At 50.1% G+C, this 10658-nt stretch carries 11 protein-coding genes; 2 read left to right on the top strand and 9 right to left on the bottom strand.

Annotation, left to right across the window (positions count from 1 at the left end; all coding sequences use genetic code 11):
• On the top strand, nucleotides 1-179 hold a 179-nt coding region (locus AC27IT_RS24120; RefSeq protein WP_487092134.1), incomplete at its 5' end, for a transposase.
• 36 nt (nucleotides 180-215) lie between these two features.
• Here the strand turns inward: AC27IT_RS24120 and AC27IT_RS24115 are convergent.
• From AC27IT_RS24115 to AC27IT_RS24100, 4 genes are all read right to left on the bottom strand, one after another.
• Nucleotides 216-1988, bottom strand: a complete 1773-nt coding sequence (locus AC27IT_RS24115; protein WP_283858482.1) for an AIPR family protein — start codon at nucleotides 1986-1988, stop codon at nucleotides 216-218.
• Between the two features lie 84 nt (nucleotides 1989-2072).
• The gene (gene rlmH, locus AC27IT_RS24110; protein WP_283858483.1) at nucleotides 2073-2552 is read right to left on the bottom strand and encodes a 23S rRNA (pseudouridine(1915)-N(3))-methyltransferase RlmH; all 480 of its coding nucleotides are present in this window, start codon (nucleotides 2550-2552) and stop codon (nucleotides 2073-2075) included.
• A 6-nt stretch (nucleotides 2553-2558) separates the two neighbouring features.
• Nucleotides 2559-2801, bottom strand: a complete 243-nt coding sequence (locus tag AC27IT_RS24105) for a CxxH/CxxC protein (RefSeq protein ID WP_007780439.1) — start codon at nucleotides 2799-2801, stop codon at nucleotides 2559-2561.
• Nucleotides 2802-3341: 540 nt separating this feature from the next.
• Nucleotides 3342-4562: a S1C family serine protease gene (locus tag AC27IT_RS24100; RefSeq protein ID WP_005831709.1), complete on the bottom strand. Its 1221-nt coding sequence runs from the start codon at nucleotides 4560-4562 to the stop codon at nucleotides 3342-3344.
• A 276-nt stretch (nucleotides 4563-4838) separates the two neighbouring features.
• On the opposite strand from AC27IT_RS24100, the gene AC27IT_RS24095 reads away from it, so the two are divergent.
• A complete protein-coding gene (locus tag AC27IT_RS24095; protein WP_005831713.1) occupies nucleotides 4839-5075 on the top strand; it encodes a hypothetical protein in 237 nt (78 codons plus the stop codon).
• Here the strand turns inward: AC27IT_RS24095 and AC27IT_RS24090 are convergent.
• From AC27IT_RS24090 to yycF, 5 genes are read right to left on the bottom strand one after another with little or no spacing between them, the layout of a single operon-like run.
• Nucleotides 5070-5858 carry an MBL fold metallo-hydrolase gene (locus tag AC27IT_RS24090; RefSeq protein ID WP_007780446.1) on the bottom strand — a complete coding sequence of 263 codons (789 nt, stop codon included), beginning with the start codon at nucleotides 5856-5858 and terminating at the stop codon, nucleotides 5070-5072. The genes AC27IT_RS24095 and AC27IT_RS24090 overlap by 6 nt on opposite strands.
• Nucleotides 5859-5901: 43 nt before the next feature.
• Nucleotides 5902-6675, bottom strand: coding sequence for a two-component system regulatory protein YycI (locus AC27IT_RS24085; RefSeq protein WP_005831717.1), 774 nt, complete (start codon nucleotides 6673-6675; stop codon nucleotides 5902-5904).
• Nucleotides 6662-8044, bottom strand: a complete 1383-nt coding sequence (locus AC27IT_RS24080; protein WP_197187555.1) for a YycH family regulatory protein — start codon at nucleotides 8042-8044, stop codon at nucleotides 6662-6664. The genes AC27IT_RS24085 and AC27IT_RS24080 overlap by 14 nt, the downstream gene beginning before the upstream one ends.
• Complete coding sequence (gene walK / locus AC27IT_RS24075; protein WP_025846297.1) at nucleotides 8041-9864, bottom strand: cell wall metabolism sensor histidine kinase WalK; 1824 nt, start codon at nucleotides 9862-9864, stop codon at nucleotides 8041-8043. The genes AC27IT_RS24080 and walK overlap by 4 nt, the downstream gene beginning before the upstream one ends.
• Nucleotides 9864-10574, bottom strand: coding sequence for a response regulator YycF (yycF, locus tag AC27IT_RS24070; protein WP_005831723.1), 711 nt, complete (start codon nucleotides 10572-10574; stop codon nucleotides 9864-9866). Before yycF ends, walK begins: the two co-directional genes overlap by 1 nt.
• Between the last annotated feature and the right edge of the window lie 84 nt (nucleotides 10575-10658).

Here is a 10658-nt window from a genome sequence, read left to right as displayed (position 1 = left end):
CGAACGAGAACGCAAATGGCCTTCTGCGAGAATTTTTTCCCAAAGGCAAGGATTTTGCCGAAGTCTCCGAGGAGGAACTGATTCAGGCCTTGGAGCTCATTAACAATCGGCCAAGAAAATGTCTGGGCTGGAAGACCGCTTACGAATCATTCATGGAAGCTCTGTCGCACTTGTCTTGACAATTCGTCATGTATTTTGATAAGGTATCACTTTATCTAAATTCCTACTAGATTATCAATATCAGGCTTTATAAAATCATCCATTAATATCATTTCAATCAAGTTAGTTCCTTTTGCTACTTTATCATTTCCACCTAGTTGTATATATTTTTTGTATACATATTCCGTGCACAACTGAATATTTTCTTCAGTAAGTTGTCCTATATTAATTTTGCTCAACTGTTCGGGGGTAATATTTGTAGAACCTACAAGTTTGGCTGCGCAAACATACATTACATAAAATGAAATATCCGACTGAACACTCACTGAATACAAACTCGAATTACTAATTGAGCTTTTAACTTTTTTCCCGATTACAGCAGCATTATAATAACTATCTAGAAATTTATTATTAAGATACAGATGGTTATATGTGTCTTCATCATTTAATAATGTTGAAGGTCTCGCCCTGGCATAATTCGGTTTTCCTAATAAAATTGACATTAGGCACTGAGCAAGAAACTGAATACTTATAATTTTATCTTTCGGCTTTCCCTCATTTTTATAAAAGTTTTTTCTTCTATCATAAAATAAATCTTTTGTTTTCAAGTAGCTTTCAATCTCTCTATGAATGCTATCTGTTCCTCTCAAAATTGCTTTAGGAATAGCTGTTTGGCTATTAGTAGCTAGGATAATATTGTCTCTAGAAGCTTCATCATTTGGAACTATTATCCTTATTAAAACCTTCCTATTTTCTTCCAAAAATTCTTTTCCTTTGGAATTGAAGTAGTTGAATATCTCAGTAGATGTTTGTAATCCATTAACAATTTCAGGGTTTTTGATCTCAAACACCTTTGTAGACTTCTGATCTATTTTACTTGCTAACATCGTTATTCCATTATTTAGCCACCAGAAGTCTTCTCCGGAATTACTTTGGCTTAGAGTTTCTGCAATTTCTTTGTTGACGGTTGTATTCCCTTGATAATCTCGAACATTAGCCTCGAAAATATGTTTTATTAATTTATCATTCTCATTAGTTATAAAGTCAAAATATTGTTTTAAATTTGCTAATACTATGTATTCTTTTTCCTCTTGGACAATAATGGGAGTTTCAGAAATATGCAAAACAAAATCCGTTTTCGAAGGTGCATCATACAATGCAAGGATTTTCTGAGCATCAATATAATCTACACTAATAGTAGTATTTGGACTGGGATATAATGTCTTTAATTTAGCCATCATCTCATCAGCTTGTTGTTGTACATTAATATGAACCTCATTACCGATGCTTGTGTAAAAAAACTTAAAATTTACTTTTGGGGATTTTGTAATTAGACTTAAAAAAGTGTTATGGAATCTCCCGAAAAATTCTAATACATCACCATTGTACCTTTTTGAAAAATCGTTATTTTGAAATGATTCTAGAGAAAAAAGATTATCAACAATACTTTTCCAATTACTAAAAGCATTTTCTCTAAAAGATGTCTCAAATTTTGATTGGATGATATATACATCAAGAGTTGGGTTCTTTTTTATATTTGATAGAGGCGCATCATCCATAATTAACTCCTCATTTACAAACAAATAAAGTCCATCACATCCTCCATCGTTCCCACTTCCTACTATTCCTTTTTCTAACTCTTCGTCACTTAAATCAAATGACTTTAATATTAAACTAGCTGAAAAGAATTCAAAATAATCATGCAACATGGCATTAAATTGAGCATCATTTCGAACATTAAATATTCCATTTTCCACCAACATCTCTTCAAAGCTTTTTTTTATAAGTTGTTTTGCAATCAACTGAGAATTGTCCATTTTCTTTGACATAGTTAAAAAGCACCACCTAAATACATAGATATAAGTGTTGTTTCGACAGTATCAACTAATCTCCTTCTATCTCACTAATATCCCTCACTTATGATAAGGCTCCCCCCGACTAATCCGAAACGCCCGATAAACCTGCTCCAACAACACCAACCGCACCAACTGATGCGGAAACGTCATCTTCGAAAAAGACAACAGCGCATCCGCTCGCTTCAGCACTGCGTCTGCCAGCCCGAGCGATCCGCCGATCACGAACGCCACCTGGCTGCGCCCGTGCAGCGCCAGCCTGTCCAGTTCTGCCGACAGCTTTTCCGATGACCACATCTGCCCCTCGATCGCCAGTGCGATCACATACTGGTCCTGCTTGATCTGCGCGAGGATGCGCTCGCCTTCCTTGCGCTTTACCTGCTCCATTTCGGCCGCGCTCATTTCTTCCGGGGCTTTTTCGTCGTTGACCTCGATTACTTGCAGCTTGCAGTAGGCAGACAGGCGCTTGCTGTACTCGTCGATGCCCTCGCGCAAATACTTTTCTTTCAGCTTGCCTACGGTGATAATCGAAATTTGCACGTTCGTCTACATTCCTTTCTCTTTCAAAAGCGCAATCTGGCCTGGCTCGCCGCATACCCGGCAGCGCTTGTCGGCTGCGCTGTCGTCGATCGCCTGTGCCGGATACGTGTCCGGTGCCGTCTCGAAGTCGTTCACGTAGTCATCCAGTTCCTGCTCCAGATGCTCCATGCAGGAAAAACGCACCGGATATCCCGCTTGCAGCTCCACTTCCTTGCCCTCTATGCGAATGCTTTCCATCATCTTGTCCATCTCCATTGCCTCTTTTCCGCGCATTTTCATGTCGCTTCTTATTCTACCCCAGAACGACAGCAAAACAAATCCATGACCTGCTGATTTGCTGCTCCGAACTAAGCTAAGCTGACACTTCACCCCAGTTTCCACACAAAAAAAAGAAAGCGCCGATCTCAGCTCGACGCTCTACAAAGAAGGGATCTATTTTACAAATAGATAGAGGGGGGAACTACTTATATGCAAACGGGACAAAATCGTCCCGGAATTGCTGCCAGTTGGTTGCTGGCGAGACACTCCGGTTTGACAACAGGCTTCCAGAAGACTTCTGCCTTCCGTCTTTCACCAGCCACCAGAACGCCGCCAAGCTCGATCTTTACTCACGGAGCGGACTTACATTCACAGCCCTTATTCATGCTTCATGCCATGTCCGCATCTCCATCTATGGAAACTCTATGAAAGGAAGCGCAACGCCATAGCAACAACGCAACGCTTGCCATCCATAAGCTTAATCGACCACAAAAGCCTTACTGTTGTTACTCACAATATCACGTCAACTCATCACTGCGGTGTTTTCGTCAGCTTGACAGTAGCCGTCTTCTTGAAGCCGTCACGGTAGTACGTAATCACAACCGTGTCGCCCGGCTTTTTGTTCAAGGTCAGGAACTTGCGCAGTTGAGCGCCGTTGGCAATGTCCTTGTTGTCCATTTTGACGATGACGTCGTATTGTCTCAGGCCGACTTCGCCCGCTGGGGAGAATTTGCCGACTTCGCCTTGGATGACGACCCCTGCTTTTACTTCATCCGGCAGGTTCAAGGTTTCTTTCCAATGCACGCGCGGCACGTTGGTCAGGTCGAATGGCTGTACGCCAAGGTAAGCGCGTTCCAGCTTGCCTTTTTCCATCAGCTCGCTGACGATGACTTTCACGTCATTGATCGGCAGGGCAAAACCAAGACCTTCTACACCGGCTTTGGAGATTTTCAGCGTATTGATCCCGATGACCTGTCCTTGAATGTTGACAAGTGCGCCACCGCTGTTGCCCGGGTTGATCGCTGCGTCCGTTTGCAAAACATCCAGCTCCCAGTCGTCCTGGCCGTCTTCGTTAAAGTCCATCGGCATGGAGCGCTCCAGAGAACTGATGATGCCCTGTGTCACCGTGCGGGAAAACTTCATGCCCAGAGGGTTCCCGATGGCGATCGCCGGCTCGCCGACTTGCAGCGTGGAGGAGTCCCCCAGCTCGGCAACGGCGGTTACTTTGGAGCCGTCGATTTCCAGAACGGCGAGGTCAGCGTACGGATCAGCACCCAAAACCTTCGCGTCCACCTTTTCCCCTGTCGGCAAGGCGATTTCCAGCTTCTGCGCCTGGTCGATGACGTGGTAGTTGGTGATGATGTGGGCTTTGCCGCCCTTTTTCTCGAAAATGACGCCAGAACCTTCACCCTGCTCGACATCTTGCGTATTGCTGAACCAATTGCTGCGGGCACGGCCGATATTGATGACGCCGACAACCGCGTTCTCCACTTTTTTCACTGCGTTTACTGTGCCGGTTTCTACCTTTACAGATACAGGCGTGGCAAACAGGTTGGCCGCGGGATTGCTCATGACGTTTGACGCTCCTGGCTTGACCATATTGATATATCCGGAGTTGGAGAGAGTCGGCAGCATGAGCAGGACGACCATTCCCCCAATCACCGCCGACGTTACGGACGTCAAGACAGTGCGACCGATAGAACCGCTTCGTTTTTTCCGCTCCACGTGAGTCAAATCATCGTAAAACCCCATGATTCACACTCTCCTTCTTCCTCTACTAATACTAGGGTTACAGGTTTTTCATTCTCCTATACCCCTGTGTCAGCCGATTGCATGTATGAGTTCGTTGCTGTCTGTTCCTTTTGACACCTTTAGTATACGTCCTGGTTTCGGCAAAATCGCGTGAGAAATATGGAAAGGTTGTGGAATGAAAAAAGCAAAAAGCCCTCGGAATATTTCACCGAGAGCGCGGATATGATAGATTAAAAGCTTTTTCTGACACCAGCTAAAAGAAAGGGTTGATAGAGTATGAAAGAAGTACAGCTCATCGCCAAGCTCGCCGATCTGCAGGAAACGGATTACCACAATACGCTTGTCCTGCATGCCCTGATCGACCTCCTCGTTGCAAAAGGACTGCTGACGCATGACGAGCTGACAGCCAAAGCAAAGGAGCTCGACAGCCAGCTCAGCTTTCAGCTCGATACGATGGTCAAGCTCTCCGATGCGATCAGCCGCCGCCAGACCCGGATCGAACCGCTCCTATAGCTCTTCCAGCTTGGTCGGGCGGTCCGGGTATGTATCGCGCAAATGCACGTCATCCCCGACGGTCAGCCCCTTTTCTTCCAAAATGTTTTTCACCGTCAGTCGGGCCAGGTCGATCATGTTGTTTTCCTTGCTCAAATGGGCCAAATACACGCGCTCTGCTCCGCCCGTCAAACACTCGGTCAAAGCGTCGCCTGCCGCCTCGTTCGACAAGTGGCCCACGTCGCTTAAAATGCGCCGTTTAATGCTCCACGGATACTGCGACATACGCAGCAGCTCGACATCGTGATTGGACTCGAATACATACGCGTCCGCACCGCGAATCGTCTCCTTGATCCGGTCGCTGACATAGCCCAGGTCTGTTGCCACACTGAGCTTTTTCTTGCCGTGATAAAAGCAAAAGCCCATCGGCTCCGCCGCATCGTGCGAGATGCCGAACGACTCGATGCCCAAGTCCTCCAGCTCCCGCTTCTCCCCTACGGCAAACAGGCGCTTTTGCTCTTCCTTGATCGCGCCAATCTGTCCGTTCAGCTCCGCCCACGTTTTTTCATTGGCGTAAATCGGCAAATCGTATCGCCGCGCCATGACGCCGACCCCTTTGATATGGTCGACGTGCTCGTGGGTAACGAGGATCGCGCTCAAATCGGCAGGATTGACGCCGATTGTTTGCAGCGCCGCCTCTGCCTGCTTGCCTGTAATCCCCACATCGATCAGCACGGAAACACGGTCTGTCGCCACGTAGATGGCATTGCCTGTGCTCCCGCTTGCCAACACACTAAATCTCACCGAACATCCCTCTTCCCGTCGCTTTCCCTGGCTGTCTATTTGTTCATCGCTGCGTGACCATCGCCCGCTCCAAAGCCCCGGTGAACGCGTTGACAAAATGCTGCTTGCCATCGTGGACGACCCGCCATACCGGAGCCAGCGCCTGAATATCCGCATCGTATGAACCGTAATAGCCCAGGCTTACATTCTCAATCCGTTCACCCGGCTGGATAATTTGCTTTTCGACCAGCGAGAGCAGCGCCTTGTAGCCGGAGATGACCTGCCGCCCGCCTTTTTGTTCCCGCACGTGGAAAAACGTTTGCCGATAGCCCAAAATCGCTCCGTTTTCCAAATACACTTCCAAAGGGGCGACGAAGATCGGCATTTTTTCGTGAACCTGCCAGTACAGCAGCCGTGATTGATTCGACTGGTACGAATCCGGCCCGTACTGCTCGGCGTACATCAGCCTTGGCCCGATCTGACGCAGCAGCTCATTCGGCGTCAGTTGGCCGCGAATCTGAATCGGCGGGTCCAGCCTTGCCGCAAGCGACATTTTCTCCACCGTAGCCTGAATGCCAGGCAGCTCAAGCAAGTTAATCGGACTGATTCCGACGTATTCCGCATCGAGATAAGCCATCTCCGGAGTTTCTTGCGGAACCTCTGTGTCCAGGGCAATATTTTGCTGATTCAGATACAGCTCCATATTCCACTTTTCTCCCTGCGCCACTTCCTTGTCATTCCAGAGGCTGATGCGCGTCACGTACACCTGATAGAAAAGAAACAGATCGAGCAGAAGAAAGGCCCAGATCAGAATGGTCTTCGTTCTACTCCAATCCATGCGCCCCTCCTCCTCCCTGCTTCACTCGCGCGAGAATGTACAGATTCCCCTGATTCGCCAGCTCGACGATCCAGGTCGGAACCAGATCGACGTATCCGTCTCCTATGACCGTTTGATAGGCGAGGTAGGCATTTGTGATTTGTTCCGTATCGGCCAGCTTTTTGTCCCGGATCAGCTTGTACAGCTCCGGCCCCGACATGATCGTCTGCTCGTTGTTGCCGATGTATTTATCCAGATCGAGCAGGGAACGGCTCATCGTTACAACCTGTCCCGCTTCCGATGTAATCTGGATCGTATCAATCTGGATCGGCTCACTTGTGCTCACCAGAGGATACGCCCCGACATACTGGCGGAAGGTGATTAAATCTTTTTCATTGTAGCTTTTCTTGATTCGTTCAAAATGAAAATCGTCCAGCCAACCGAGATGCTTGTTGATAAACGTAACCGCACTCTGGACTTTTTCCTCGTCAGACAGCTCCTGCGCCCGCTGCTGGTAAGCCGGGTCTGTGAAGGTGATCGCCTGCTGCTCTGCCCTCAACTGGATGGATCTGCTGCCGTCTGTGAAAATGACTGTTTTGTCCCGCTCCATGATTTGTCTGACCAACGACTGGTCGATAAAATACGCCTCCATCAGCCGCTCGTTGGTGACAGGCACATAGCTGTAGCGGAACTGCTGCATCCGCATCTGGTTTTTCGGCAAGTAATACATGCTCCAGATCGGCGCCGGGCCTTCGAGTACCGAATAAGTCCGCTCCGGCCTGACGACCTTCATGATTTGCTCCGGCATAGAACTGCCGGAAGCCAAGTACGACTCCCGCAAATCTTTTGGGCTGATCGAAGTACGCGAACGCATCATGCGACCTTCCTCTGTCGAGAGAAACAGCGCATAGACGACGTCCTCGTCTTTTTCGTAGTACAGCCACAAGCGGTCAATGCCCTTGATGCCGCTGTCATACTCGTCGCGAAACGTGACCAGTCGCGATACGATCGACAGCGGTACTGTACTGCGAAACCGGACCTCCAGCCCCAACTTTTCCCGGGCAATTTCCCCCCACTTTTCATTGGACAGCGCAAACGGGGAGAAATCGAGGAAAATCCATTTCGACATCTCGCTTACGATCAGGCTGTAAGGCGCATCTGTCGCTACTGCACGCGTATGGCGCTCTTCCCCGTAATGAAACACGACCGACTCCGGGGTCACCAATTGCTCCAGCGTCTTTTCCTTAACCGGTTTGGACTCTGTGTATTGTGCGGGCTCGATGAACTGCAAATTGGGCTGGTTCGACCACAGCATAGCTGTCAGGCAAAAGCTGGCCACGACCAGCAGGATCAGCAAGACGGTCTTGGCAGGCTCCAGCATCCGCTTCATCCCGCATTACCTCCTTGGGCAAATGGGACCCAGAACGTCACCGTCGTCCCCACGTTCCATTCGCTGGTAATCTCGATATCTGCGCCGTGAGCCTGAACCAGTTCGCGGGCGATAGCCAGTCCCAAACCTGTGCCGCCTTGTCCACGCGAGCGCGCTTTGTCTACCCGGTAAAACCGTTCAAAAATTCGCTTCAAATCACGGGCCGGTATCCCGATCCCTGTATCGCTAATCGAGATTTGCACCCGCTTCTGACTGCGGTTTTCTTTGGCGGACAGCACGACCGTGCCGCCTTGGGACGTATATTTGATCGCATTGGACAGCAAATTGTCCAGCACCTGGTTGATCGCATCCAAATCAATGTACACAGGCGGCAACTTGTTTGGCACATCAACAGTAAGCTGTACCTCCTGCTGCTCGCTGAACATGGAAAAGCGATCGGCCGCATAGCGCAAAAGCCGGCTGATGTCCGCCTCCTTGCAGTGCAGACGCACGCCCTGCGAATCGAAGCGGCTAAGCTGCAGCAAGTCATTGACCAGGCGAATCATCCGCTCTGTCTCGGACATGGTCACCTTCAAAAAGCGATTGGACAGCTCCGGCTCATCTACTGCACCGTCCAGCAAGGCTTCCACGTAGCTTTTGATCGTCGTCAGCGGAGTGCGCAGCTCATGCGAGACATTGGCGACAAATTCCCTGCGCTGCTGCTCCAGTCGCTGCTGCTCGGTTACATCCGCGACTACCGCGATGATCCCGCCCTTTTTTCCGCTGTCGTGCTGCAAAGGCGTAAACGTCACGCGCAAAATGACTTCTTCCTGATTCGGGAGGCGCATTTCAATAAACAGCGGCTCCTCCTGCGCGTACAAAGACATCTCTTCCTCGGGAGGCAGGCTGAGCAGATCGGCCAGCGTCCTTTTTTTTCGCAAAACATCTGCCATGCGCACTTGCAGCATCTCTTCCGCTGCGCGGTTGAACAAAATAATCTGCCCGTTGCGATTGGCCGCGATCACGCCGTCCGTCATGTTGCTCAAAATACCCGCGAGCTTTTCCCGTTCTTCCTCCTGCTGCAAAATCGCTTCCTGCAGCCGCAGCGTCATGTGGTTAAAGGCCATTCCCAGTTGGCCGATCTCGTCGTCGCTGTACACCCGCACGCTGCTGTTGAAATCGCCGTCGGCAACGAGCCTTGCCTGTTTGGTCATTTCCTTGATCGGCTTGGTAATCGTTCGCGCGAGCACGACCCCCAGGCCCGCCGTAATGACGAGCGCAAACATCGTGCCCGTCGCCAAAATCCCGTTCATTTTACGAATCGTCGTGTAGGTGCCTTCCATCGAAGCCATCATGTAGACTGCGCCATAGACGATCTGGTCGCCTTTTACGGGCAGCACCAGCACCTTTACCCTTGCTCCGGTGCGCGGGTCAATCCGCATCGACTCACTGCGCGTTCCGAGCAAAGCTACTGTGACCTCCGGCTGCGAGGTGCGCTGACCAATCGTGCTCTTGTCCTCTGTCGTGCTGACCACTGTTCCGGTCTGGTCGATGACCTGCACATTGGCGCCGTTTATTTTCACCAGGTTGTTAATGAGGTTGTCGATGTCCTGGCGGTTTTGCTCCGCGCTCGGCTCCTTCCCGTCGCGCGGCCGCAGATCGCTCTCCAGCAAACTCGCCAAAAGGCTCGCCTGGGCATTGAGCGCCTCTGAAAAGTTATTGATGTAATAGCTCTCCACTTCCCTGGCAAAATAAGCGCCGATGAACTGCATGGCGAGCAGAATCAGCAGCATGTAGATGACGACCATTTTCCACTGGATCGTTTTGAACAGCCGCCTCATCATCCAGGCGTGCCTCCCACCCCGGGATTGCGCATGGTGTAGCCTAATCCGCGCCGCGTAATAATGTACTTCGGCTGGCTCGGGTCGTCCTCGATCTTTTCGCGCAAGCGGCGGATCGTGACGTCCACCGTCCGTACATCGCCAAAATAGTCGAAGCCCCACACCGACTGAAGCAGGTGCTCCCGCGTCAAAACTTGTCCCTGATGACGGGCCAAGTACATCAGCAGCTCAAACTCGCGGTGCGTCAGATCCAGCGGTTCTCCCGCCTTCTCCACCGTGTACGAGTTCAAATCAATTTCCAGCTCGTGCACACGCAGCAGATGCTGGCTGTCTTTTTCCTCGGCTCTTGGGCGGTGGCGGCGCAAATGCGCTTTGACCCGCGCCACCAGCTCACGGGTACTGAAAGGCTTGGTCACGTAATCATCCGCTCCCAGCTCCAGCCCCAGCACTTTATCCAGCTCCGAGTCCTTTGCCGTCAGCATGATGATCGGCACGTCGTGCGTTTGCCGGACAGCCCGACAGACGTCCATTCCGTCCCTGCCCGGCAGCATGACATCGAGCAAAATCAAATCCGGCCGCTCATCCTGAACGACAACAAGCGCTTCGTCGCCATCGTAGGCGCACACGACCTGATACCCTTCTTTTTCAAACGTGAACTTCAATATATCTGCAATCGGCTTTTCATCGTCTACCACGAGGAGTTTTGCCATCCCGCTCCCTCCTTTTCTCTATAAGGATTCCACTTCGAACATCGCTATTCCTCTACAATACACCATGTCCACCCGGCATAGAAG

This window comes from Brevibacillus sp. YAE8, from assembly GCF_057543335.1.
The sequence above is the reverse complement of the archived record's forward strand: the minus strand, read 5'-3'. Positions and strand labels throughout refer to the sequence as shown.

What these genes read in the sequence shown, in the direction of transcription:
- AC27IT_RS24105 (WP_007780439.1), bottom strand. Translation starts at nt 2,801, where the DNA reads ATGGACAAGATGATGGAAAGCATTCGCATAGAGGGCAAGGAAGTGGAG.
- AC27IT_RS24100 (WP_005831709.1), bottom strand. Translation starts at nt 4,562, where the DNA reads ATGGGGTTTTACGATGATTTGACTCACGTGGAGCGGAAAAAACGAAGC.
- AC27IT_RS24115 (WP_283858482.1), bottom strand. Translation starts at nt 1,988, where the DNA reads ATGTCAAAGAAAATGGACAATTCTCAGTTGATTGCAAAACAACTTATA.
- AC27IT_RS24095 (WP_005831713.1), top strand. Translation starts at nt 4,839, where the DNA reads ATGAAAGAAGTACAGCTCATCGCCAAGCTCGCCGATCTGCAGGAAACG.
- AC27IT_RS24080 (WP_197187555.1), bottom strand. Translation starts at nt 8,044, where the DNA reads ATGAAGCGGATGCTGGAGCCTGCCAAGACCGTCTTGCTGATCCTGCTG.
- walK (WP_025846297.1), bottom strand. Translation starts at nt 9,864, where the DNA reads ATGAGGCGGCTGTTCAAAACGATCCAGTGGAAAATGGTCGTCATCTAC.
- yycF (WP_005831723.1), bottom strand. Translation starts at nt 10,574, where the DNA reads ATGGCAAAACTCCTCGTGGTAGACGATGAAAAGCCGATTGCAGATATA.
- AC27IT_RS24085 (WP_005831717.1), bottom strand. Translation starts at nt 6,675, where the DNA reads ATGGATTGGAGTAGAACGAAGACCATTCTGATCTGGGCCTTTCTTCTG.